Origin of the sequence: Pseudomonas sp. 2848, from assembly GCF_003253945.1 — a bacterium.
Classification (GTDB): Bacteria; Pseudomonadota; Gammaproteobacteria; order Pseudomonadales; family Pseudomonadaceae; genus Aquipseudomonas.
Genome location: NZ_QKZD01000001.1, coordinates 336784 through 362138, shown reverse-complemented (window position 1 = coordinate 362138; position 25355 = coordinate 336784). Strand labels below are relative to the sequence as shown.

Sequence of the window (25355 nt, the reverse complement as noted above, 5' to 3'; positions counted from 1 at the left end):
GCCCAGGTTCAAAAGTTCCCCCAGCGTCTCAGGCTTTCATGACAATCCAGCGGCCGCCCAGGCCTTGGCCAGGCGTTTGTCACGGGCCGCGCCGGCCAACGCCAGCAGGCCTTGGTCGCGTTGCCACAACTGTGCCCAGTGCCCCGGCCCTGCGGCCAACGCCTGGTCGATCTCGACCCGCAAGCCCTGGAACTGGGCAAACAGGCCACCCAGCAGCAGGTGGCAGGCCACGCTGTCCGGGCATTGCCGACTGCCCTCGGCGCACCCGGCGAGCAGGCCGATCAGTTTCAGACGGAGTGGCTGCGGCCAGGCGCACTCCTGGGCAACGCCATGCAGCCAAGCCACCAGCGCCGCGAGCACATACAGGTCTTCGAGGGAGCGGAACGGCTTGACGTAGGCATCCCAGCCATCGCCGGCCAGCAACTCGCACGCGGCGTCCTTTAGCAGCAGGCGGCCATGCCCCACTTCGGGCATCAACGGCAGGGTCGGCAAGGCCTCGAGGCTGACACCGGGCTCACCCGGATAGACCACCGCCAATTGCAAGCGCGGCGCCTCGCCCGGTCCTTCGTGGCGCGCCGCCACCAACAGCCATTCAGCATCCAGCCCGGCAGTGACGAAGTCCTTGCTGCCGGTCAGGCGCAGGCCGTCCAGGCGGGTGTGCATGTCCGCCGGGCGCACGCTGCGCCGCTCGGTGGCACACAGCGCCCCCAAGCTGGACGGTGCGCTGGGCCACAGCACCCGCAGTGCCGCCTGGTAGCCGAGCAGGAAGGCCAGACCGGGCGTGGCCATGGCACGCCCGCCCAATACCGCCAGCTCGAACGGCGCCACCGCCCCCAGGCGCTCGAGCACCGCCCCATAGGTTTCGCCAAGGGTCGCCGCCAGCGGGTGGCGCAGGGGATCGTTGAGTCGTTGCAACCAGGCCATCGCAAACTCCTTTGAGGGGTGTCACGCAAGCATCACCAAAGATTCACGGGGGTGACACCGGGCGTACCTAGGCTGACTTTGCACAACAAAGCCGACCGGCCGCAACCCTTTGGCTGGCTTATGGAGACTCACGATGACCCGGATCGCTCGCTCTGGCGACACCAGCACTGAACGCCGTCTGCAAGCCGAACGCCTGGTCGGCGCCACGGCCCTGCAGGAAGCACAGGCCCTGCGTTTCAAGGTGTTCAGCGCCGAATTCAAGGCCAAGCTCAAGGGCGCCGAACACGGCCTGGACATGGACGACTACGACATCCACTGCCGCCACATCGGCGTGCGCGACCTGGCCACCGACCAGCTGGTCGCCACCACCCGCCTGCTCGACCACCAGGCCGCCAGCAGCCTGGGCCGCTTCTACAGCGAAGAGGAGTTCAGCCTGCACGGCCTGTTGCAGCTGCAGGGGCCGATCCTCGAGCTGGGCCGCACCTGCGTCGACCCGGCCTACCGCAACGGCGGCACCATCGCCGTGCTCTGGAGCGAACTGGCCGAAGTACTCAACGAGGGCCGCTACAGTTACCTGATGGGCTGTGCCAGCATCCCCATGCAGGACGGCGGCGTGCAGGCCCACGCCATCATGCAGCGCCTGCGTGAACGCTACCTGTGCACCGAGCACCTGCGCGCCGAACCGAAGAAGCCGCTGCCCAACCTGCCGCTGCCGAATAACGTCATCGCCGAAATGCCCCCGCTGCTCAAGGCCTACATGCGCCTGGGCGCGAAGATCTGCGGCGAGCCGTGCTGGGACGAGGACTTCCAGGTTGCCGACGTGTTCATCCTGCTCAAGCGCGACGACCTCTGCCCGCGCTATGCCCGTCACTTCAAGGCGGCGGTCTGATGCCGCGCCTGCGGGCCGCTGCCCGCCTGCTGCGGCTGTTCCTGGTACTGACCCTGGGGCTGGCCATGGCCTGCGTCATCGCCCTGGGCGAGCGTCTGGGGCTGAACGCCTCGATAGAACAGCGCCAACGCTGGACACGGCTGTTCATGGGGCATCTGGTCGCCGCCCTGCCCTTCGACGTGCAGGTCAGGGGCGAGCTGCCGCAAAAACCGATGCTGTGGGTCTGCAACCATGTGTCGTGGACCGACATCCCGCTGCTCGGCATGCTCACCCCGCTGTCGTTCCTGTCCAAGGCCGAGGTACGCCACTGGCCGCTGGCCGGCTGGCTGGCCGAGAAGGCCGGGACCCTGTTCATTCGTCGCGGCGGCGGCGATGCACAACGCCTGCGTGAGCAGATCAGCGAACAATTGGGCGAGCAACGCCCCCTGTTGATCTTCCCCGAAGGCACCACCACGGACGGTCGCAGCCTGCGCACCTTCCATGGGCGCCTGCTGGCCGGGGCGATCGATCAGGTCACGCCGCTACAGCCTGTGGCAATCCAGTACCTGCGCGCGGGCCAGACCGATCCGATCGCGCCGTTCATTGGCGAGGACGACCTGGTTTCACATTTGATGCGGCTGTTCGGGCAGGACCGCGGACAAGTGCTGATCCACCTGTTGCCGCCAATCGCAAGTGCGGGCAAGGAACGCGCGGTACTGGCTTTCGAAGCGCAACAGGCGGTCCATCTGGCGCTATTCGGCGTAGAGAATGTCGAGGTGGCACCGAGGCGACAGGCTCGGGCAGCTTGAATCTGCGATTGCGGACTCAAGCCGATTGCTGTGCCCGGGCAAATGCCTGCAACTGCGGATAGAACTCGCGAAAGTCCGCCAACAACGGCTCGTACAACCGCTCCAGTTCCACCATCACCCCTGCCATCCCCTCAGGCCGCGACAGGCGCCGGGCAATCCCGGCAAACACCTGCTCCAGGGTGGCGAAATCGCCATACGCTCCCAGCCAGTCGTCGGCCGCCATCAACGGCGCGATGCGCGCCAACCGCCCCGGCAACTCCGGTTCGGCTAGCAATACCATGTAGAAATCATCGGTGAATTGCGTCAGCGGCTGCTCGGCATATGCCGCCCAATGCCGCGCCAGGCAGTGGTCGAAGAACACATCCAGGACGATCCCGGCGAACCGCCGCCGCTCACGCGGAAAACGCGCCAGCGCCGCCAGCACCAGTGGGTGGCTGTCGGTATAGCGGTCGATGTGTCGGTGCAGCCGAATCGAAGCCTCCAGCGCAGGCGGGAAGCGCCCCGCGAGCTCGCCCTTGACGAAATCGCCATACAGGCTGCCTAGCAGTTGTTGCGGCGCTGAGCCGCCCAGATGAAGGTGCGCGAGATAGTTCATGGCGGCAGTCTAGCACCGCTTCCCTCTATATCGTCACAAGACGATATAGCCAATGTTTATAGCCTTGTGAACTCTTCATATTTGTATATCGCGATACAGCGATTTATATTTCGCCCCATCGCGATATACCGCTACACGCCACGAGTCCACCCATGCCCCTCGACCTCGACGAAATAATAAAAGCCCTGGCCCATCCGGTTCGGCGCGACATCCTCAACTGGCTGAAAGACCCGGCCGCGCAGTTCCCCGACCAGCATCACAGCACCGAGCACGGTGTGTGTGCCGGGCAGATCGACCAACGCTGCGGCCTGTCGCAGTCGACCGTGTCCGCCCACCTGGCCACCCTGCAGCGCGCCGGCCTGATCAGCAGCCAGAAGATCGGCCAATGGCATTTCTTCAAACGCAACGAGGCGACCATCAAGGCGTTCCTCGAGCACATGAGCCAAGAGCTCTGACCTGATCCAAGCGAGGCTTCGCACATGACTACGTTGTTCGACCCGATCACCCTGGGCGACCTGGAACTGCCCAACCGCATCATCATGGCCCCGCTGACCCGTTGCCGCGCCGACGAAGGCCGCGTGCCCAATGCGCTGATGGCCGAGTACTACGTGCAGCGCGCCAGCGCCGGACTGATCCTCAGCGAGGCGACCTCGGTCACGCCGATGGGCGTCGGCTATCCGGACACTCCCGGGATCTGGAACGACCAGCAGGTGCGCGGCTGGCACAACGTGACCAAGGCCATCCACGGCGCGGGCGGGCGCATCTTCCTGCAACTGTGGCACGTCGGGCGCATCTCCCACCCCTCGTACCTGAACGGCGAACTACCGGTGGCCCCCAGCGCGATCCAGCCCAAGGGCCATGTCAGCCTGGTACGCCCGCTCAGTGACTACCCGACCCCACGGGCCCTGGAAACCGAGGAGATCGCCGACATCGTCGAGGCTTACCGCAGCGGCGCCGAGAACGCAAAGGCCGCCGGCTTCGATGGCGTGGAGATCCACGGCGCCAATGGCTACCTGCTCGACCAGTTCCTGCAGAGCAGTACCAACCAGCGCAGCGACCGTTATGGCGGCTCGCTGGAGAACCGCGCACGGTTGCTGCTGGAAGTGACCGATGCCGCCATCGAGGTATGGGGCCCGGGCCGCGTGGGCGTGCACCTGGCGCCACGGGCCGATGCCCATGACATGGGCGACGCCAACCGTGCCGAAACATTCACCTATGTGGCCCGGGAGCTGGGCAAACGCGGCATCGCCTTCCTCTGCTCGCGGGAGAAAGAAGCTGACGACAGCATCGGTCCGCTGATCAAGGCAGCGTTCGGCGGCTCCTACATCGTCAACGAGCGCTTTGACAAGGCCGGCGCCAATGCTGCCCTGGCCAGCGGTAAAGCCGATGCGGTGGCGTTCGGCATCCCGTTCATCGCCAACCCCGACCTGCCAGCGCGCCTGGCCGCCGATGCACCGCTCAATGCACCGCATCCGGAGACGTTCTATGCCAAAGGGCCGGTAGGTTATATCGACTACCCGCGGCTGTAGGCACATTCAAAACCTGCAGGAGCGGGGCGAGCCCGCTCCTGCAAGTGCATGCCTGCGAGCGATCAGAAGTTGTAGCGCAACCCCAGGTTGACCCCGTACGGCTGCTCGATATGCTCGCCGTTGCTGTACTGGAACTCGCCATGCAGCTGCAGCACGTCCGAAACCTGCGCCACCAGGCCCACAGCCACCTCGCCACGGGTGCCGGAGAGGTCGTTGGTGAAGTGGTTGTCGTTGACCTTGACCTTGTTGCTGTTGATGAACTCGTGAGCCGCCGCGACTTTCAGGTAAGGCTGCAGGACACTGCCGTTGTCCAGCGCCAGGCTGCGCCCGACCTGCGCACCGACCTTGCCGAGCACCGAGTTGGCGCCATCGCTCTCGGCCCGCAGGCCGTTGTCCAGGGTGTAGCTGTCGCCATCGACCCACAGCGTGGACAGCTGGGTGAACGGCTCGACATACCAGCCATCATCCAGCTTGAAGTGCCGGCCAACCTCAACCGAGGCCCCGAGGCCGTCGTTGTGATACTCGCCCTTGGTCTTGCGACCATCGCTCATCACCACATCGTTGCGGTTACGGAAGCGGTTGTACTTGAGCACCGCGTCGATGTAGTAACCACTGTCGGCCATCCAGGTGCTGTAGGCGCCGACATAGTAGCTTTTGATCTTGCCGGAAGAGCCGAGGCTGTAATCCAGGTCCGACTCGCTGTAGCCGCCCATCACCCCGAGCAACCAACGGCCATCGTAGCCAGGCAAGGTGCCATCGGCGCCGAAGCTCACACCGTTCTGGTCCTGCTGGTAGGCCACGGCGCTGCCCGCCGACAGGTTGTAGCGGTTGCCATAGCTGCGCATCCACAAGCCCTGGCCGTGGCCCAGGCGCAGTTCGCCCATGCGGCTGCGCAGCGACGACAGTTCGCCATACCACACGGTCGGCGCGGCGCTGAACATGCCCAGCACCGCATGGGCGCTCGGGGTCAGCACATGGCCGGGCTTCTGCTTCAGGTACCAGTTGTCCTCGCCGTCGCCTTTTTCCAAGGTGTAGAGGAAGGTGCCGAAATCGATCTCGTGCAACAGGCCAAACGTAGCATCACCGCCACCGGTCTCTACGATGCGATGTGGCGCCTGCCCTTCCACCGGGTCGACACCGGTCCCGGCAATGCTCAGTTGATGATTGCCCTCTGCCGCGCCAGTAACTTTCAGCAAGTCGCCGGTGCCGCTTGCCAGGTCGATGCCCATCACGAAGATGCCCGAGCCCTTGAGGTTGTCTACCGTCAGGGTCTTGAAGCCAGTCATTGTGTCCCGATCGGTGAAATCGACTGTGCCATTGTCGAGCGTCAGGTCGCCAACCTCACCATCCTTGGTCAGGATCCAGCGGCCACCGCTCTCCAGGGCCAGGCTCTGGACATTGACCAGGTTGCCCCTGAGCGAGGCATTGTTGCGCAGTACCAGGTTGGCGCTGCTGGTGCCATCGACCACCACGTCGCCGGACAACTGACTGTTATCGGCCGTGAAGTCAGTGCTCATGCCTCCGGTGACTTCAAGGATCGTGCCGTTGCCACCGATCAGTTCGCTGCCGTTGCCTACCTCGATGGCTGCCGTGCCGGTGGTCCCGTCAGTGGCAGCCCGAACCAATATGGCGCTTCCGGTTTCACTCATGACCTTGGAACCATCCAGCTTCACCTGCGAGCCGCCACCTCCGTCGGCAGCCAGGTCCGGGCTGACATCCAAGCCGTTGACCTTGCCGCTGATGACACTGCCGCCGGAGGCGATCAGGGTTGAGCCATTGAGGTAGGCGCCCACCTGCCGGGTGCCGGTCAATGTGCTGCCTATGAGCTCGAGCACACTGCCGTGGCTGAGTGCCGTGCCGCTGCCGCCTCTGATGGTGCTGCCCTCCGCGACGATGCTGGAGGCATTGATCGCACTGACCCCGTAGCCGGACGTTCCGCCGGTGACCGTCGCCCCGTCAAGTGACGCCTGGGTACCTTCACGCATTGCAATGCCCGTCGCCGCACCGGAGGCCATTACCTGTCCACCGTTCACTGTGACCGTCGAACCGCTCTCAGCGATGATCCCCAAAGTTCTGCCACCGGACGTGACCACCAAGTTCGATCTATTTCTCAGGGTGTAGTTGTCAGAGACTGGCATACTGACCGTTTCATCCTGGCCATCGAGGTCCTTCGCCTCGGCCAGCCCCGTCCCGGCCATGGCACAGGCCAGGCCCAACGCAACATTCAAGGGCATCGCAGAAATCATCGATTTCACATTGCTCTCCTGTTTCAACTCGTTAACCGAACGGTGGGCAGTCGAAAGACCTGGGCACCGCCAGCAAGGAGCGCGCAGTGTCGGCAGGAAGCCAAGAAACTTCTGTAGGACTTTTCTTTACTTGAGAAAAATACGCCGTATTTTCCTAATCGGGCTGGAAACTCGAGGCTGGTGAGAATTGCCTGGTTTCAGGCTTGTTGGCATCCACGAGGAAGGAATAGTTGGCGAACACGGTTCTCCTGCGGTCGGCCTCGGCCCAAGACTTGTCGACGAGGATCAGGAAGTACCGACCTTCCTGGTAGACCTCGACGATTGCTCGCCTGGGCTCAGCGCCTTCAGCCTGCCAATGGATGTCCACCTTGTCCTGTGCCTTGATGCGGTCATAACGCAGGGAGAACTTGGGTGCGTCACCGCCGAACGACATGTACTGCGGCGCCTGCAGATCGTCGCGGTCTTGCGCCAGCACGTTCAGCACGAGTACATCCGAGGGCTGTTCCTCACCCCCGCCAGCCGGTTTGACCAGGTAACTGACCGACACGGTCTTGCCGATGAAGGCCATCAGCACACCAATAGGCACTTCGAATACCAGTGCGTCAGGTGCTGCCACCCTCTTCCAAGGTGATTGGTAAGTGAAGTCCGTGCGTTTGAGGATCCACTTGCGCGCCCATCTGACGACGCGTGCCCAAACACCGCTTTCTTCCTCTTCGGCAGCCCAGCGAACGGCAGCCTCTTGGTCTTCGTTCATACCGGTGTAGGCCACGGAGACCTTCACATGGGTTGCGTCGATGAAGTCGCGATGGAAGTTCAGTTGGTCTTTGTCGTCACCGAATGCCTTCTCGACTTCCGGTCGGCGCAATACATTGGGTACTCGCCAGCAAGGCCAAGGCAAAGGCGAAGGCGAGATAGCACCGCCTTTGGAAGTCAAGATGTAACCCAACTCGAGTGACCCACCCCGCAGTGCTTCCACCTTGTCCTTGCCGACACTATGATCGAAAGGCCCGTCGTCTTTCACGTCCAGCGGCCATTGATCATCGACAGGATTGCCCTCGGCATCGAGCCCGTGCCACTTCAGTTCGAGTTGGTCGCCAACCTTTATGTGTTTGCCAGGCAGGACACGTAACGTTGCGACCTGCTCAGGCAATTGCTCGGGGTCAAGCCACTGGCCGGGTGCCTCGACGATCTCCGGCGCCTCGAGCACGAAGGTTCCGGTCACCTTGACCGTACAGGCGTCTGACGTGCGCCAGGGCGCACCGCTGATGCGATAGAGCACTGTGGCGCTGCCCTGCAGCGCCTGCGCCGCGTGGCTGTTGTCTAGCGTGAACGCCAGATCTTCCTCGAGATCGTCTGCCTCCAGCTTTTCGATTCCGTCGAAGACCGGAGGCAGTGACGAACCATTGGCAGTCGACCCAGCCCAGAGTAACTGCAACGTCTTGCCAAGCCAGGCGGGATCAGGCGTGACGATGACCTTGACAGGGGCTTCGCCCAGCGCATTGAAGTCGAGCTCATCGCGTCCATTGACGCCCTCTACCCTAGGCGCAGCTAGCGTCTGGGTCAGGCGCAAGGTCAGCGAATCATGGGCAAGCGAGACCACGGACTCATTGCCTGTCAAGTCTTGCACCTGGTAGGTGAAGCGGATCGGTATGCTGTCGAACAAGGCCTGCAAGTTCGTCAACGATATCGTGACCTCGGTGGGATCAGTCTCGCTCTCGACCTTGAACGGGCCTTCGGTCACCGACTTGACGCCGTCGGTGATGGTGAGGGTGATCTGATCACCCAACTGCCGACCGTCGTAACCACTGACACTTATCGTAAGCTTGCCACCGACGAAATCGGACTCAAGGATGTGCCCTCGCTCCTCAACGTCGGCAGGAAACACCACCTTGCCCAGAGCCCCTTCCGAGCCGCCTGGTGCCTGCCTGTCGATGCGCACGTAAAAGGAATTGGCGAGATCCCAGTGATCGCTCTGCTCCCGCCGGGCTCCGTAGCCAAGCAGGAATCGCCCGTCCTCCCCTTCGGCGACGCCATCCCAGTAACTGGAAGGGATAGCGAGCGTGAAGTCAGCGCCGGGCTCGATAGGAGGATTCGCTTCCTCCTCCTTAACAACATGAAAGGCCCCCGCTACACCTTCAAGGTTCTCACCGTCCCATATCAATGCGATGACGTTGCCTTCACTGATGAACTCCCACCAAGGCACTTTCACCGTTAAGGCCTGGCCCTGCCGTTCGACAGGCAGGAGTTCGGCGTTTCCCTTTCCGTCGTCCCGCAAATCGACAACCAGATCCGGGAGTGCGAGCGTCCCGGTGACTTCAGTAGAACCTGCCATGCGCTCACCCTCCACGGGTCGTGGTCTCTTGGCTTGTCGAGGCGGCAATCTATTGCCGTTTCAGCGTCACGTCCGGGCACTGGGACGCAGCCCAGGGAAAGGGCAGGAGGGTTCGTTTGTGTGTCTGATCACTACACCGATGCGCGCGTGGCTGGATCGTTTGCTCCCAATCGAGTTGGTCGCCGTATATTCAACCGTCGCGGTGCCCAGGCAGACCTTGTACGCCCACGCCTCATCGACTGTGGCAGTGATCTCCCCAACCCTCACATCATCGTCACTGAGCGTTCGCACAGTGAGATCCTGCGTAGCGTCTGCGATCGGAGTGCCAATTTCATCTTCCGTCCCGTCATCCGCCTTGAGATGGATCTGGATCGTGTCGCCCCGCTTTGCATCGTCAAACAGTGCGATGCGAATCGGCAGGCCATTCTTGGCAGTAATCTTATCAATCGCGCCATGGCTATTAAGGCGAGTAAATTCAAGGACAGCAAGATCAGCATCACCGCCTGGCAGGTCTCCGGGGCGAATGACCTTGACCGGTTTGAAGGGCGGGAACGCAGGGTTGTTATCAGGAGGCGAGTTGAACAGCCGGGTGACAGTGTTGGTCATTGGTACCTGGCCACTCGGCTGAGTCGCCAACCATGCCGGCAATATATTACGGGTAATATCTGCCTCTAAGCTTGCTTCGTCCGCGCTCACCGGATCAAGAACAAAGACGTTGACGAAGTTGTTGTCGTCATCAACCGCATCCCCCCAGACAAATTCGAGCGCGTCGTTCTCCGCCAGCAGAGCGTTACCCTTCTGGTCAGTCCAGGGGATGGTCAACACCGCCCCCTGCTCGACATCCTTCGGCGTCAGGTCATCGTCCTGCCCGGAGTGATTACCTGTGATGGTCGGTTGCTTCAGATTACCGTGCCCCGGAATATCCGGATCAGGATCAGGCCCGCCAGGCAGTCGCAGGTCGACATTGACCACGTTCGAAATTGCCGTTTCGGCGATCTGGACGCCAGCGCGCCACAGCTGATAGCCGACGTCGACCGCACCGTCTTGCGGGCCACTACTGGTAAGCGCATACAACAACGTGATCTCCATCAGATCACCTGCACTTGGTGGAAACGGTACCGTGTGTTCGTCAGACGGTTGTCCGTTCCACAGCACGACAATCTTGTCGTTGGCGTGAATGCCTGTAATCGCCGGGATAATAACTTTAACCCCTGCCCGGGCATCCTTGTCGAGCAACAACTGAGGCAATGCCTCTTCATCGCCAAACTTCGGCACTTTCAACTTATCAAGCGCGACCGGGATATCCTTCAGCAAGAGTTTCAGAGTATTATGCGGCACGGAAGCGACTGAAACGTTACCGGCCCGATCAGTCACGACATATGAAAAGGTGACGGGCACTTCATCTTCTAACGTATCAAATGCCGTCAATGGCAACTGCACGAGCGTCGCATCACTACTACTAACAACCTTGGCCGGCTGTGGCGGGCTGGTATTGGCGCCGGCAGAGATGGTTACGGCAATCGCGTCATAGGGCCGCTGCTCCGTATATCCCTGAACGGTTGCCGCCAACTTATCTGAAAAAAAGTCCGATAGCAGAATATATCCCCTGGACTCGATTTCATCAGAGAGCTTTATCTTCGCCGGGGTACCTGCGCTGCCCCCCGGGGGTAGCTTGTCGATGCGCACGGGCCGAGCGGGGCCCTTGTCCCAATGCTCAGAGCGGGATTGCCTGACTGAATACCCCAGCATGACCGTTTTCTCCGTTCCTGGGGGAATGGCATTCAGGTACTTGACGGGCACTGAGAGTTTGAACTTGAAACTTTTATCCGCGGCCTCCGTCGGAAGTACATCGTGCCAGGCGATGTCCTCCTCATCATCCTCCAACAACAGCTCCCCATCCAGCGACAGAGCGATAGTTTGTTTCGCCACGACGTTTTCCCAAATAAGGACTTCCGTTGCCAAGTCCTTGCTTTGCTCTGCTACGGGCAGCACGACGCCGGGTACTCCGGTAGCATCGGGATCTTCCGAGATAAGGCTGGCAACTTCCAACGGATTAAAGGCATCCATCAAGAGCGCGCCGCGTGGATAGACAGCCGTGGAGCGTTTGGGGAGTGCCTTTGGTGATTGACGAAGTTGTTCACTATCTTGAGCGGACACAGGCTTATTCATGAAAATCTCCAGAACCGATACATTTCAAGGAAAAAGTACCACGCCTCTATAATTGGCCATCGGGCTAGTACGACCTCCCAATCGACCACATAAACGTTCACACTCGACCTTTACTTGCAGTACTGTCGGCGTGCTGCATATAGATTTAACAAACCTGGAAACATTCGGCACCTGGCAAAAATGCTAGGTGGCAGGCTACGCGTGCCTATAGTTGAGAGGCGGCACTTATTGAGAGGGGCTATTCGATCCGCTGCATATACAGTGCAGGGCAGCGCAGATAATGTGTGAGAGTGGGCCTGCGCCGCACTGCGGCGCAAGCCCACTCCCACGCTGGTGATGCTTGCAACTCTGCGCCCTTTGCGGCAACGCAGTGCGGTAGGCTGGGCGCTCTGCTGTAAGGCCCCGCCACATCAGGAAAAGACACCGGCGGCACACCGCTCCCTGGCTCACGGGCGTGCGTTGATCTGCTGCTGCAGGTTCTGGATCTGGCTTTGCAGCGTGCTGATACTGCGCGTTACCTGCCCGCGGAAGGCATCGAACTCCTGCACCGAAGCTCCGCCTGCAGAGACTGTCGGGCGATTGTCCATCTGGCTCTTGAGCACCAGCATATCTTGCTCCAGGCTCTCGATGGCGGCACTCGGGTTGCCCTGTTTCTTCAGCGCCGCCACCTCGTTGCTCAGGCTCTTGAGCTGGCCATCGAGCTTACCGCCATCCACCTGCCCCGACTTGAGTGCGGCCAGCTCGGCATTGACGGCCTTGAGTTGCGCCTGCAACTGGCTTTGCAGTTCGGTGACCGCCTTCTGCTGTTCACGGGTATCGGCCAGCACCTGTTCAAGGCGCTTGCCCAGGTCTCCAGCCTGCCCGGCGACGCCCAACTGCTGCTTGCCCTGTTCGGCCAGGGAAGCCTGCAACTGGCTAATCTGCAACTTCAATGCCTCGCTGCCGGTGTTGCTGCTGGACTCACTGGCATCGACCTTGCCGCTGATCACCTGCAGGCGGCCGGCGGCCTCTTCACTGATACGGGCAAAGCTTTCCTGGGTCGCGACCAGCTGTTGCTCCATCAGGGTGATCTGCTGGAAGCTCCACCAGCCAAGCCCGGCCAGGGCGATGAACGAGGCGCCCAGCAATGTCCACAGCGGGCCATTGCTACGCGGCCGCACCACCTTCTGGCGGCTACGGGCCACATGGGCAGGCAGCAGTTCATCGTCATCAGGGGTGCCGGCACGCAGGGTGGGCACATCATTGAAGTCATCGTGGGCGTCGTTACGCATGGGTGCATTCAACCGCGGTAGTAGCAAAGAGGCATGAGTATAAACCGCCAGGGCGGCGCACTGATGACCATCATCCCGCGCACAGGTTCAGCGTTGCCCGGGTTGCGCCTGCCACCAACTGCAGAATTCATCCAGCGCCGCCCACACATCGGTGCCGGGCCGGTAGTCCAGATACTGGCGCGCGCGGCTGATATCGAGGGTGAAATCCGTGCTCATCACCTGCACCGCGGTGCGGCTCAGGGTCGGCTGCGGGCGCCCGGGCCAGAGCAGGCAGGCGCCTTCGTTGAGCGCCGCCAGGCTGTAGGCCAGGCCGGGTGAGCGATAGCGGGTGACCTGGGGCAGCTGCATGCGGCGCATCACGTAGTTGACCACATCCCACAGCGGCAGCGGCTGGCCGTTGCTGATGTTGTAGGCCTGGCCCAAGGCCTGGTCCTCGACGAACAGTGCGCTGAGCAGTGCCTCGTTGAGGTTGTGCACACTGGTGAAATCGACCTTGTTCAGGCCATTGCCGATGATCGCCACGCGCCCCTTGGCCTGCATGCGCATCAGCCGTGGGAAGATGCTCGCGTCGCCGGCACCGGTGACGAAGCGCGGGCGCAGCGCCAGCACCTCCAAACCGAACTCCTGGGCGCCGAACACCTTCTGCTCGGCCAGGTGCTTGGTCAGCGCGTAATGGTCATGGAAGCGACGCGGTACCTGGTCCTCGCGGATATCCAGGCGCGAACGGCCAGTGAAGTAGATCGATGGCGACGACAGGTGCACCAGGCGCCGTACATGCTCCTTGATGCACCCCTCGACCACGTTCTCGGTCAATACCACGTTGCCCTGGTGGAAATCCTGGTAGCGGCCCCAGGTCCCCACGGCACCGGCACAGTGCACCACCGCGTCCACGCCCTGGCACAGGCGCCGGGCCAGTTCGGCGTCGCCCAGGTCGCCTGGGATGAACTGCGCCCCACGCTTGACCAGGTGCTCCACACCCTCCGCCCGCCGGCCGTTGACCCGCACCTCCAGGCCCTGCTCCAGGGCGAAACGCGCAAAGCGCCCGCCGATGAAGCCGCTCGCGCCGGTGACCAGAATTCGCATGTAAGACTCCGTCTTGCCCTATTTCGGATGCAGCTGACGCTTGAAGTGCCTACAAGGGCACCAGCCAGTCCTGCGCCGAATGGCGCAGGTGCTCGGTCAACTGGGCGAGCAACTGCCCGCCGTTGCGCCAATGATGCCAGTACAGCGGCACATCGATGGGGGTATCGCCACAGATTTCCACCAGCTCGCCACGTGCCAGCTGCTTGGCCACCTGCCGCTCCGGCACCAGCCCCCAGCCAAGACCGGCCTCGGTCATGCGCATGAAACCTTCGGACGAGGGGCACAGGTGATGCAGGAAGCCCTCCTGCACACCCAACGACGCCAGGTAGCGATGCTGCAGGAAATCGTCCGGCCCGAACACGACCGCCGGGGCACGGGCCAAGCGCTCGACCGCGAACCCCTGGGGAAAGTAACGCGCCACGAACGCGGGACTGGCCAGCGCCCGATAGCGCATCGAGCCCAACGGCAGGCTGCGCGCCCCGGCCACCGGCCGTTCGCTGCCACATAGGCAGGCCGCCACTTCGCCGGCGCGCATGCGCTTGAGACCGACCTCCTGATCCTCGACCACCAGGTCGAGCAGCACCTGCTGCTCGGCGCAGAACGGGCCTACCGCCCCCGCCCACCAGGTCGCCAGGCTGTCGGCATTGAGGGCGATACGCAGGCGCTCGGGCATGCCTTCCTCGTCCAGTGCCGGCACCTGGCGTTGCAGGTCGCGCTCGAGCAGGCGCACCTGCTGTACATGGTTGAGCAACTGGCGCCCGACTTCCGTCGGGCTCGGTGGCGTGGCACGCACCAGCACTGGCTGGCCAACCCGTGCTTCAAGCAGCTTGATGCGTTGCGAGATGGCCGATTGCGACAACCCCAACACCTGGGCCGCGCGCTCGAAACCACCTTGCTCGATCACTGCGGCGAGGGCAGCGAGCAGTTTGTAATCGAACATCGATTTCTCTAATGACTGATCAGCTCTATTTGTTTTTCTTATAGCGCCACAGCCGCCACAATAGCCACATCTTTCTTGGCAACCCGCGCCGATCGTGCATCGGCGCCAGTGGAGTGTTCCCGCTATGTGGCAAAGCTATCTCAACGGCATGCTGGTGGCCTTCGGCCTGATCATGGCCATCGGCGCGCAGAACGCCTTCGTCCTGGCACAAAGTCTGCGCCGTGAACACCACCTGCCCGTAGCCGCATTGTGCATCGTCTGCGATGCGCTGCTGGTCGCCGCCGGGGTATTCGGCCTGGCCACGGTGCTGGCGCACAACCCAACACTACTGGCCGTGGCCCGCTGGGGCGGTGCGCTGTTCCTGATCTGGTACGGCGCCAAGGCCCTGCGCAGCGCCTGCTCTAAACAGAGCCTGCAGCATCAGGAAGGCCAGGGCATGCGTTCGCGCCGCGCAGTGTTGCTCAGCGCCCTGGCGGTGACCCTGCTCAACCCGCACGTCTACCTCGATACCGTGTTGCTGATCGGCTCCCTCGGCGCTCAGCAGACCGTGCCCGGCGCCTACGTGGCCGGCGCAGCCAGCGCCTCGCTGGTATGGTTCTCGACCCTGGCGATCGGCGCCGCCTGGCTGGCGCCATGGCTGGCACGCCCGGCGACCTGGCGCATGCTGGACCTGATGGTGGCGGTAATGATGTTCGCGGTGGCGGCGCAGTTGATCTTCACCTGACGCTGCAGAAAAACCGGGTATCCCACGCTGACCGCGACAATCACGCAGCCCACCTGTCGGGCCCAGCCAACCGCTCTGGAACCTCTATTCCCTATAGATGTTGCGTGGTTAAGCGCCGAGGCCGGTGCTATGATCCAGCCCTTGCGTCGCAAAGAGTACAAACTCGCCGACGCTCACCGGGCCGCCCGTGATCGGCCTTGCGCATACCGCAAACAGACCTGAATCAGGAGATCCACCATGGCTTTTGAATTGCCGCCGCTGCCGTACGCCCACGATGCCCTGCAGCCGCACATCTCCAAGGAAACCCTGGAGTATCACCACGACAAGCACCACAACACCTATGTCGTGAACCTGAACAACCTGGTCCCAGGCACCGAATTCGAAGGCAAGACCCTGGAAGAGATCGTCAAGAGCTCTTCGGGCGGTATCTTCAACAACGCAGCCCAAGTCTGGAACCACACCTTCTACTGGAACTGCCTGTCGCCAAACGGCGGTGGCCAACCGACCGGTGCCCTGGCTGACGCCATCACCGCTGCCTTCGGTTCCTTCGACAAGTTCAAGGAAGAGTTCACCAAGACTTCGGTCGGCACCTTCGGTTCCGGCTGGGGCTGGCTGGTGAAAAAGGCCGACGGCTCCCTGGCCCTGGCCAGCACCATCGGCGCCGGCTGCCCGCTGACCAGCGGCGACACCCCGCTGCTGACCTGCGACGTCTGGGAACACGCCTACTACATCGACTACCGCAACCTGCGTCCGAAGTACGTCGAGGCGTTCTGGAACCTGGTCAACTGGGAGTTCGTTGCCGAGCAGTTCGAAGGCAAGACCTTCAAGGCCTGATTGCTCGCCTTGAATTCAAAAGACCCGGCCCGGCGCCGGGTTTTTTATTGCCTGGGGAAATGCGTTCGCCTCCTGCAAGGGCAGAGCTGACAGAATTGCTTGCAACCCATCTTCGCGCTCTTGCTCAGCCCGCATAGCGCGCTAACATCAACCTTCTGGAAAGTTGACGCAGCGCACTCAAGTCGCATGACCGCTCGACCGATACAGAGTCAAGGGCAATTCCGTCGACGGACAGGTTGCCTGACGGGGTATGGGGTCGATAGTCTCTCGCCATGGTTGATGGCAAAATAATGGCATGCGCATGGATTAAGGAAACCCCATTGAAGCTGGAATTCCGAAACAGCTTATCGGTCAAGTTGCTGAGGGTCGTACTGCTCTCGGCATTGGCTGTCGGCGTCGTACTCAGCTGTGCGCAGATCGTCTATGACGCCTACAAGACCCGCCAGTCCGTGAACAACGACGCCCAGCGCATCCTCGACATGTTCCGCGACCCCTCGACGCAGGCGGTGTACAGCCTCGACCGGGAAATGGGCATGCAGGTGATGGAAGGCCTGTTTCAGGACGGCTCGGTGCGCATGGCCTCCATCGGCCACCCCAACGAAACCATGCTCGCGGAAAAATCCCGGCCACTGCAGGACATGTCCATGCGCTGGCTGACCGACCTGATCCTCGGCCAGGAGCGCACCTACACCACGCAGTTGGTCGGCCGCGGCCCCTACAGTGAATATTACGGCGACCTGAGCATCACCCTCGACACCTGCGCCTATGGCGAGGGTTTCCTGGTCAACGCGGTGATCATCTTCATCTCCGGCGTGCTGCGCGCCCTGGCCATGGGCCTGGTGCTGTACCTGGTGTACCACTGGCTGTTGACCAAGCCGCTGTCGAAGATCATCGAGCACCTGACGCAAATCAACCCCGACCGCCCCAGCCAGCACCAGATCCCCCTGCTCAAGGGGCACGAGCGCAACGAGCTGGGCATCTGGGTAAACACCGCCAACCAGTTGCTGGCCTCGATCGAACGCAACACCCACCTGCGCCACGAGGCCGAGAACAGCCTGCAGCGCATGGCCCAGTACGACTTTCTCACCGGCCTGCCCAATCGCCAGCAACTGCAGCAGCAACTGGACAAGATCCTCGTCGACGGTGGTCGCCTGCAACGCCGCGTCGCCGTGCTGTGCGTGGGCCTGGACGACTTCAAGGGCATCAACGAGCAGTTCAGCTACCAGGTCGGCGACCAACTGCTGCTGGCCCTGGCCGACCGCCTGCGCGCCCACAGCGGCCGCCTCGGTGCCCTGGCCCGGTTGGGCGGCGACCAGTTCGCCCTGGTCCAGGCCAATATAGAGCAGCCCTACGAAGCCGCCGAGTTGGCCCAGAGCATCCTCGACGACCTCGAGGCGCCCTTCGACCTCGACCACCAGCAGATCCGCCTGCGCGCCACCATCGGCATCACCCTGTTCCCCGAGGACGGCGACAGCACCGAGAAGCTGTTGCAAAAGGCCGAGCAGACCATGACCCTGGCCAAGGCCCGCTCGCGCAATCGCTACCAGTTCTACATCGCCAGCGTCGACAGCGAGATGCGCCGCCGTCGCGAACTGGAAAAAGACCTGCGCGAAGCCCTGCCGCGCAACCAACTGTACCTGGTGTACCAACCGCAGATCAGCTATCGCGACCACCGCGTGGTCGGCGTCGAGGCCTTGCTACGCTGGCAGCACCCGGAGCTGGGCATGGTCCCGCCCGACCAGTTCATCCCCCTGGCCGAGCAGAACGGCAGCATCATCAGCATCGGCGAGTGGGTGCTCGACCAGGCCTGCCGGCAGTTGCGCGAATGGCACGACCAGGGCTTCAGCGAGCTGCGCATGGCGGTCAACCTGTCCACCGTGCAGTTGCACCACAACGAGCTGCCGCGGGTAGTCAACAACCTGCTGCAGGCCTATCGCCTGCCACCGCGCAGCCTGGAGCTGGAAGTTACCGAGACCGGCCTGATGGAAGACATCAGCACCGCCGCCCAGCACTTGCTGAGCCTGCGCCGCTCCGGGGCCTTGATTGCCATCGACGACTTCGGCACCGGTTACTCCTCGCTCAGCTACCTGAAGTCGCTGCCGCTGGACAAGATCAAGATCGACAAGAGCTTCGTCCAGGACCTGCTCGACGACGATGACGACGCCACCATCGTTCGCGCCATCATCCAGCTGGGCAAGAGCCTGGGCATGCAGGTGATCGCCGAAGGCGTGGAAACCGCCGAACAGGAGACCTACATCATCGCCCAGGGCTGCCATGAGGGTCAGGGCTACCACTACAGCAAACCGCTTTCCGCGCGTGAACTGACCAACTTCCTCAAGCAGGCGCAACGCAACCAGGTTTCCGTGTTGTAACCACCGCCAACCTGGGTGAAGCCGCGCAAACGGGCGTTTGCATGAAATGCGCGCCCGCCCCTTTACAGCAAATGCAAATCTTTCGCATGATGTTGCGGTTTCGCGTGCCACGGCGCACGGTCCACCCATGGTCCAACCACACGACGCAGGAAACCAACAATGATCCGAATGCCTCTGGCCTCCGCCAGTCTGCTGGCCATCGCCATCGCCCTCGCCGGTTGCGGCGAAGGCAAGGACGACAAGGCCGCCGCACCGCAAGCCCAGGCACCTGCCGCCGCCAGCACCACCGCAAGCGCACCCGGGGCTGTCGATGAAGCCGCCGCCAAGGCCGTGGTCAAGCACTACGCCGAAATGGTCCATGCCGTGTACAGCGACTCGCTGAGCACCGCCAAGCAGCTGCAGACCGCCGTCGACGCCTTCCTCGCCAAGCCCGACGACCAGACGCTCAAAGCCGCCCGGGACGCCTGGGTCGCCTCGCGCGTACCGTACCTGCAGAGCGAAGTATTCCGCTTCGGCAACACCATCATCGATGACTGGGAAGGCCAGGTGAACGCCTGGCCCCTGGATGAAGGCCTGATCGACTACGTCGACAAGAGCTACGAGCACGCCCTGGGCAACCCCGCTGCCAACGCCAACATCATCGCCAACACCGAGATCCAGGTGGGCGAAGACAAGATCGACGTCAAGGACATCACTCCCGAGAAGCTGGCCAGCCTGAACGAGCTGGGCGGCTCCGAAGCCAACGTTGCCACCGGCTACCACGCCATCGAATTCCTGCTCTGGGGCCAGGACCTCAACGGCACCGGCCCAGGCGCGGGCAACCGCCCGGCCTCCGACTACCTCGAAGGCAAAGGTGCCACCGGCGGGCACAACGACCGTCGTCGTGCCTACCTGAAGGCGGCCACCGACCTGCTGGTCAAGGACCTCGAGGAAATGGTCGGCAACTGGGCGCCGAACGTCGCCGACAACTACCGCGCCAGCCTGGAAAAAGAGCCGGCCAACGATGGCCTGCGCAAGATGCTGTTCGGCATGGGCAGCCTGTCGCTGGGCGAACTGGCGGGCGAGCGCATGAAGGTCTCGCTGGAGGCCAACTCGCCGGAAGACGAACACGATTGCTTCAGCGATAACACCCACTACTCGCACTTCTACGACGCCAAGGGCATCCGCAACGTCTACCTGGGCGAGTACACCCGTGTCGACGGCAGCAAGCTGAGCGGCCCGAGCCTGTCGTCGCTGGTGGCCAAGGCCGACCCGGCCACCGACGCCACCCTCAAGGCCGACCTGGAAGCCACCGAAGCCAAGATCCAGGTGATCGTCGACCACGCGCTCAAGGGCGAGCACTACGACCAGCTGATCGCCGCCGACAACGCCGCCGGCAACCAGATCGTGCGTGATGCCATCGCCTCCCTGGTCAAGCAGACCGGCGCGATCGAGCAGGCCGCGGGCAAGCTGGGCATCGACAACCTGAACCCGGACACCGCCGATCACGAATTCTGATCAGCGTCGCGGTTCAGCAGAGGCGGCCTTCGGGCCGCCTTTTTCATTTCCGTGCCATGCGCCTTCGGGAGCGCAATGGGTGGGCGCGGACATTTCCAGGTAAAGCCAATTTCATCTGGCAATTGCAAATTGCTCTTATTCAATCACCCCCGGCCTGATAAGCTTGCACGCCGGTTTTTCGCCCATGCCCAGGATCCTCGATGTCCTTGCTCCGCCTAAGCCCCCTGCTGCTGGCCTTCGCACTCTCCGCCTGTGACGACGCCCCGCGTTTCACCCAGGCCGAGCCCGGCGAGGCGCTCTCCGGCGGCAAGGCGACGGTGCAGCGCAGCGATCGCAACGCCTACTCGCTGCCCTCGGCCAACCTCACGCCCGAGCGGCGCCTGGACTTCGCCGTGGGCAACAGCTTCTTCCGCAACCCCTGGGTGATCGCTCCCTCCACCACCACCGCCCGCGATGGCCTCGGCCCGTTGTTCAACACCAACGCCTGCCAGAACTGCCACGTGCGCGATGGTCGCGGCCATCCGCCGGAGCCAGACGACAGCAACGCGGTGTCGATGCTGGTGCGCCTGTCGATCCCCGACCAGCCGTACTACGCCCAGGTGATCGAGCGCCTGGGCGTGGTCCCGGAGCCCGTCTACGGTACCCAGTTGCAGGACATGGCCATCCCCGGCGTGGCCCCGGAAGGCAAGGTCCGCGTGACCTATGACAGCCACAGCGTCGCCTTCGCGGACGGCCACCAGGTCGAGCTGCGCCGCCCGACCCTGCAGATCACCCAGCTCGGCTACGGCCCGCTGCACCCGGACACCCGCTTCTCCGCCCGGGTCGCCCCGCCGATGATCGGCCTCGGCCTGCTCGAGGCCATCCCCGAAGCCGACCTGCTGGCCAATGAGGACCCGGACGACCACAACCGCGACGGCATCCGTGGCCGCGCCAACCGAGTGTGGGACGATGCCCAGGGCAAGACCGTGGTCGGCCGCTTCGGCTGGAAGGCGGGGCAGCCCAACGTCAACCAGCAGAACGTGCACGCCTTCGCCGGCGACATGGGCCTGACCACCACCCTGTTGCCCAAGGACGACTGCACCGCAGCGCAGGTCGACTGCCTGGCCGCGCCCAACGGCGATGGCCAGGGCGACGAAAAGGAGGTCAGTGACAATATCCTGCGCCTGGTCACCTTCTACACCCGCAACCTTGCCGTGCCGGCCCGGCGCAACGTCGATGCGCCGCAGGTACTGGCCGGCAAGAACCTGTTCTACCAGGCCGGTTGCCAGGGCTGCCACACCCCGCAGTTCACCACCGCAACCAATGCGGCCGAGCCGGAACTGGCCAACCAGGTGATCCGCCCCTACAGCGACCTGCTGCTGCACGACATGGGCCCGGGCCTGAGTGACGAGCGCACCGAATTTGCCGCCAACGGCCAGGACTGGCGCACCCCACCGCTGTGGGGCATCGGCCTGAGCGAAACCGTCGGCGGCCACAGCCAGTTCCTGCATGACGGCCGCGCCCGCAACCTGCTCGAGGCCGTGCTCTGGCACGGCGGCGAAGCCCAGGCGGCGCGCGATCATGTACTGACCTTCAATGCCGAGCAGCGCGCCGCGCTGCTGGCCTTCCTGAATTCACTTTAAACGCACAAGGAGCCGGGCATGTTCCGACCCAAACTGTTGTTCACCAGCCTCGCCGCACTCGCCTTGGGCGCCTGCTCGCCACAAGACCCACAGGCAGTGACCTCCGCGGCCATCGCCAAGCAGGTGATCCTGCCGACCTACAGCCGCTGGGTCGAGGCCGACCGGCAACTGGCCGCCAGCGCCCTGGCCTACTGCGAGGGCAAGCAGGACCTCGAGACCGCCCGCGCCGACTTCCTCACCGCGCAAAAAGCCTGGGCCGAGTTGCAACCGTTGCTGGTCGGCCCGCTGGCCGAAGGCAACCGTGCCTGGCAGGTGCAGTTCTGGCCAGACAAGAAGAACCTGGTCGGCCGCCAGGTCGAGCAACTGGTCAACGGCGAGCAGGCGGTCACCGTCGAATCGCTGGGCAAGGCCAGCGTCGTGGTCCGTGGCCTGTCCGCCTACGAATACATCCTGTTCGACAGCAAGCCGGACATCGCCAGCGCCGAACAGAAGGCCCGCTACTGCCCGCTGCTGGTCGCCATCGGCGAACACCAGAAGGCCTTGGCCGAAGAGATCCTCAAAGGCTGGAACAGCACCGACGGCATGCTGTCGCAGATGACCAAGTTCCCCAACCAGCGCTACGCCGACTCCCACGAGGCGATCGCCGACGTGCTGCGTGCCCAGGTCACCGCCCTGGACAGCCTGAAGAAGAAACTTGGCGCGCCGATGGGCCGGCAGAGCAAGGGCATTGCCCAACCGTTGCAGGCCGAGGCCTGGCGCAGCCACTCCTCGATCAAGAGCCTGGAAGCCTCGCTCAAGGCCGCCCAGACCGTCTGGGTCGGGGTCGACAATCAAGGCCTGCGCGGCCTGTTGGGCAAGGACCAGACGGCACTGGCACAGAAGATCGACGATGCCTATGCTGCTGCGCTCAAGCTGCTGGCCGACAACCAGAAGACCCTCGGCGAACTGCTGGCCGACGACGCTGGCAAGCAGACCCTCAACCAGATCTACGATGCCCTCAACGTCGTCCACCGCCTGCACGAAGGCGAGCTGGCCAAGGCGCTGAATATCCAGCTGGGCTTCAACGCCAACGACGGTGACTGATCATGCTGCGACGCCAGGCCCTGAAACTCGGTAGCGTTCTGCTCAGCGCCCTGACCCTGGGTGGCTGGAGCCTGTTCCGCGGCAAAGGCAGCGAACCCTTGCTGCTGTCAGCCCGCGACGACGGCGACGGCAAGCACTACGCCGTCGGCTTTCGCCTGGACGGCACCCAGGTGTTCTGCACCCAGGTGGCTCAGCGTTGCCATGCAATCGTCGACCACCCGACACTGCCGATCGCGCTGTTCGTCGCGCGCCGGCCCGGTACCGAGAGCTATCTGATCGACCTGCGTGACGGGCGCCTGCTGCAGACCCTCGCCTCACAGCCCAACCGGCACTTCTACGGCCACGCAGTGATCCACAAGGGTGGCGAGTGGCTGTATGCGACCGAGAACGACACCAGCGACCCGGGCCGGGGCGTATTGGGCGTCTACCGCTTCGAGGGCGAGCGCCTGGTGCACAGTGGCGAACTCTCCACCCACGGCATCGGCCCCCATGAAGTGGCTTGGCTGCCCGATGGCGAGACCCTGGTGGTGGCCAACGGTGGCATCCGCACCGAGGCCGAAAGCCGGGTGGAGATGAATCTCGACGCCATGGAGCCGAGCCTGGTGCTGATGCAGCGTGACGGTACGCTGCTGAGCAAGGAGACCCTGGCCCAGCAGATGAACAGCGTGCGTCACCTGGCAGTTGGCGACGATGGCACCATCGCCGCCTGCCAGCAGTTCATGGGGGGCTCGGAAGAAACCGCCGAACTGCTGGCGATCAAGCGCCCGGGCGAGCCGTTCAAGGCCTTCCCGGTGCCGGAGCGCCAGCTGCAATCGATGGCCCAGTACACCGCCAGCGTCGCCATCCACAGCGACCTGCGCCTGGTGGCGCTGACCGCGCCGCGGGCCAACCGCCTGTTCATCTGGGACCTGGACAGCGGCGCAGTGAAGCTCGACGCGCCGATGCCCGATTGCGCCGGGGTGGGGGCGGTGAAGGACGGCTTCGTCGTCACCTCCGGGCAGGGCCGCTGCCGCTTCTATGACTGCCGCAAGGCGCAGTTGATCGGGCAACCGATGGACCTGCCGTCCGGGTTCTGGGACAACCACCTGCATCTGGTCTGATTTTTCTGCCAGGACCTACTGGCCTCATCGCAGGACAAGCCCGCTCCTACAGCTGATACACAGAGTCTGTGGGAGCGAGCTGGCCCCGGCACAAGCCAACTCCCTCCCCCCTTTTCCAGAAAACCGACAATACTTGCCCCATCGCCCGTGGAGCGGATCGCCCGTGGTCGTGCCCGATAAATAAAAACCTACCTCCAGGGAACCGGACCATGTTGCGCCGCCGCATGCTGATCATGTTGGCCGTCGTCCTGCTGATCGTGTTGATCCTGGGGGGCATCAAGGCCTTTTCCATCTACCAGCAAGTGCAGATGTTCTCGCAGCCCAGGCCCCCGGTCAGCGTGGCCGCGGCCCAGGCCGAGCTGCGCCAGTGGCAGGAGCGCCTGCCGGCGGTCGGCAGCCTCAAGGCCTACCAGGGCGTGGAATTGAGCCTGGAAGTGGCCGGCACGGTGAAGTCGCTGCATTTCGAGTCGGGGCAACAGGTCAAGGCGGGCCAGTTGCTGCTGCAACTGGACAGCGACCAGGAAACCGCCCTGCTCGGCACCGCCCAGGCCGACCTGGGGCTGGCCAAGGTCGACTTCGGCCGGGGCAGCCAACTGGTCGGCGATTCGGCGATCTCCCGCGGCGAGTACGACCGCCTGACCAGCCAGTACCGGCGCAACCGGGCCGTGGTCGACCAGCTGAAGGCATCGCTGGCGAAAAAGAGCATCAGCGCCCCGTTCAGCGGCACCATCGGCATCCGCCAGGTGGACGTCGGCGCCTACCTGCCCAGCGGCACGGTCATCGCCACCTTGCAGGACCTGTCCAGCCTCTATGTCGACTTCAATGTGCCTGAGCAAGCGCTGCCTCGTCTGAGCCTGGGCCAGCGGGTGCTGGCCCAGGTGGCGGCCTATCCGCAGCAGACCTTCCCCGCCAGCCTCAGCGCGATCAACCCCAAGGTCGAGGAAAGCACGCGCAACCTGCTGGTCCGCGCCACCCTGGCCAACCCCGAAGGCAAGCTGCTGCCGGGCATGTTCGCCAGCCTGCAACTGCTGCTGCCCGACCCGCAACCGCAGGTCGTGGTGCCGGAAAACGCCATCACCTATACCCTCTATGGCAACTCGGTGTATCGCGTCAGCCCGAAAAAAGGCGAGGACGGCCAACCGCTGCGCGATGCCAATGATCAGCCGCAACTGATCGCCGAACAACTCACCGTACAGACCGGCGAACGCCGCGATGGTTGGGTCGTGGTGCTCAAGGGCCTGCAGGCCGGCGACCAGGTCGTCACCGCCGGCCAGCTCAAGCTGAGCCCAGGCGCGGCGATCCGAATCAGCACCGATACGCCCCTGAAACCCACCGCGCCCGGCGCGCAGTGAACGGG

The 25355-nt window shown here is 63.4% G+C and carries 20 protein-coding genes; 12 read left to right on the top strand and 8 right to left on the bottom strand.

Features of this window, described 5'->3' with window-relative positions; all coding sequences use genetic code 11:
- Positions 1 to 36: 36 nt before the first annotated feature.
- Positions 37 to 924 carry an acyl-CoA dehydrogenase gene (locus DFS21_RS01695; RefSeq protein WP_110697592.1) on the bottom strand — a complete coding sequence of 296 codons (888 nt, stop codon included), beginning with the start codon at positions 922 to 924 and terminating at the stop codon, positions 37 to 39.
- A 133-nt stretch (positions 925 to 1057) separates the two neighbouring features.
- On the opposite strand from DFS21_RS01695, the gene olsB reads away from it, so the two are divergent.
- Both olsB and DFS21_RS01685 read left to right on the top strand, forming a co-directional pair.
- A complete protein-coding gene (gene olsB, locus DFS21_RS01690; RefSeq protein ID WP_110697590.1) occupies positions 1058 to 1813 on the top strand; it encodes an L-ornithine N(alpha)-acyltransferase in 756 nt (251 codons plus the stop codon).
- Positions 1813 to 2601 (top strand): 1-acyl-sn-glycerol-3-phosphate acyltransferase, encoded by a 789-nt coding sequence (locus DFS21_RS01685; RefSeq protein WP_111531726.1) that lies wholly within the window; start codon positions 1813 to 1815, stop codon positions 2599 to 2601. The genes olsB and DFS21_RS01685 overlap by 1 nt, the downstream gene beginning before the upstream one ends.
- A 16-nt stretch (positions 2602 to 2617) precedes the next feature.
- On the opposite strand, the gene DFS21_RS01680 is transcribed toward DFS21_RS01685, so the two are convergent.
- Positions 2618 to 3196, bottom strand: coding sequence for an ACP phosphodiesterase (locus tag DFS21_RS01680; RefSeq protein ID WP_110697586.1), 579 nt, complete (start codon positions 3194 to 3196; stop codon positions 2618 to 2620).
- Between the two features lie 152 nt (positions 3197 to 3348).
- Here DFS21_RS01680 and DFS21_RS01675 point away from each other — a divergent pair, with 152 nt between their 5' ends.
- Together DFS21_RS01675 and DFS21_RS01670 are read left to right on the top strand one after the other, a co-directional pair.
- A complete protein-coding gene (locus tag DFS21_RS01675; protein ID WP_110697584.1) occupies positions 3349 to 3651 on the top strand; it encodes a helix-turn-helix transcriptional regulator in 303 nt (100 codons plus the stop codon).
- A gap of 24 nt (positions 3652 to 3675) precedes the next feature.
- Positions 3676 to 4725: an alkene reductase gene (locus DFS21_RS01670; protein ID WP_110697582.1), complete on the top strand. Its 1050-nt coding sequence runs from the start codon at positions 3676 to 3678 to the stop codon at positions 4723 to 4725.
- Between the two features lie 62 nt (positions 4726 to 4787).
- Here the strand turns inward: DFS21_RS01670 and DFS21_RS01665 are convergent, their stop codons facing one another.
- The 6 genes from DFS21_RS01665 to DFS21_RS01640 all read right to left on the bottom strand — a co-directional run bounded on the left by DFS21_RS01665 (position 4788) and on the right by DFS21_RS01640 (position 14766).
- Positions 4788 to 6959 carry an autotransporter outer membrane beta-barrel domain-containing protein gene (locus tag DFS21_RS01665; RefSeq protein ID WP_158539540.1) on the bottom strand — a complete coding sequence of 724 codons (2172 nt, stop codon included), beginning with the start codon at positions 6957 to 6959 and terminating at the stop codon, positions 4788 to 4790.
- A gap of 166 nt (positions 6960 to 7125) precedes the next feature.
- Entirely contained in the window at positions 7126 to 9303 is a 2178-nt protein-coding gene (locus DFS21_RS01660) for a hypothetical protein (RefSeq protein ID WP_110697578.1), read from the bottom strand.
- Between the two features lie 66 nt (positions 9304 to 9369).
- Positions 9370 to 11472, bottom strand: a complete 2103-nt coding sequence (locus DFS21_RS01655; protein WP_111531725.1) for a hypothetical protein — start codon at positions 11470 to 11472, stop codon at positions 9370 to 9372.
- 446 nt (positions 11473 to 11918) lie between these two features.
- Complete coding sequence (locus DFS21_RS01650) at positions 11919 to 12743, bottom strand: ATPase (protein WP_110697574.1); 825 nt, start codon at positions 12741 to 12743, stop codon at positions 11919 to 11921.
- A gap of 87 nt (positions 12744 to 12830) precedes the next feature.
- A complete protein-coding gene (locus tag DFS21_RS01645) occupies positions 12831 to 13826 on the bottom strand; it encodes an NAD(P)-dependent oxidoreductase (protein WP_110697572.1) in 996 nt (331 codons plus the stop codon).
- A gap of 49 nt (positions 13827 to 13875) precedes the next feature.
- Entirely contained in the window at positions 13876 to 14766 is an 891-nt protein-coding gene (locus DFS21_RS01640) for a LysR family transcriptional regulator ArgP (protein ID WP_111531724.1), read from the bottom strand.
- Between the two features lie 124 nt (positions 14767 to 14890).
- On the opposite strand from DFS21_RS01640, the gene DFS21_RS01635 reads away from it, so the two are divergent.
- The 8 genes from DFS21_RS01635 to DFS21_RS01600 all read left to right on the top strand — a co-directional run bounded on the left by DFS21_RS01635 (position 14891) and on the right by DFS21_RS01600 (position 25350).
- The gene (locus tag DFS21_RS01635) at positions 14891 to 15490 is read left to right on the top strand and encodes a LysE/ArgO family amino acid transporter (protein WP_110697568.1); all 600 of its coding nucleotides are present in this window, start codon (positions 14891 to 14893) and stop codon (positions 15488 to 15490) included.
- A 237-nt stretch (positions 15491 to 15727) separates the two neighbouring features.
- Complete coding sequence (locus DFS21_RS01630) at positions 15728 to 16324, top strand: superoxide dismutase (RefSeq protein WP_110697566.1); 597 nt, start codon at positions 15728 to 15730, stop codon at positions 16322 to 16324.
- A 320-nt stretch (positions 16325 to 16644) separates the two neighbouring features.
- Positions 16645 to 18696, top strand: coding sequence for a bifunctional diguanylate cyclase/phosphodiesterase (locus tag DFS21_RS01625; protein WP_111531723.1), 2052 nt, complete (start codon positions 16645 to 16647; stop codon positions 18694 to 18696).
- A gap of 159 nt (positions 18697 to 18855) precedes the next feature.
- Positions 18856 to 20193, top strand: coding sequence for an imelysin family protein (locus DFS21_RS01620; RefSeq protein WP_111531722.1), 1338 nt, complete (start codon positions 18856 to 18858; stop codon positions 20191 to 20193).
- A gap of 200 nt (positions 20194 to 20393) precedes the next feature.
- Complete coding sequence (locus DFS21_RS01615) at positions 20394 to 21815, top strand: di-heme oxidoredictase family protein (protein WP_110697560.1); 1422 nt, start codon at positions 20394 to 20396, stop codon at positions 21813 to 21815.
- Positions 21816 to 21833: 18 nt separating this feature from the next.
- A complete protein-coding gene (locus tag DFS21_RS01610; RefSeq protein ID WP_110697558.1) occupies positions 21834 to 22898 on the top strand; it encodes an imelysin family protein in 1065 nt (354 codons plus the stop codon).
- A 2-nt stretch (positions 22899 to 22900) separates the two neighbouring features.
- Positions 22901 to 23998: a DUF1513 domain-containing protein gene (locus tag DFS21_RS01605; protein WP_110697556.1), complete on the top strand. Its 1098-nt coding sequence runs from the start codon at positions 22901 to 22903 to the stop codon at positions 23996 to 23998.
- Between the two features lie 209 nt (positions 23999 to 24207).
- Positions 24208 to 25350, top strand: coding sequence for an efflux RND transporter periplasmic adaptor subunit (locus tag DFS21_RS01600; protein WP_111531721.1), 1143 nt, complete (start codon positions 24208 to 24210; stop codon positions 25348 to 25350).
- The last annotated feature ends 5 nt before the right edge of the window (positions 25351 to 25355 follow it).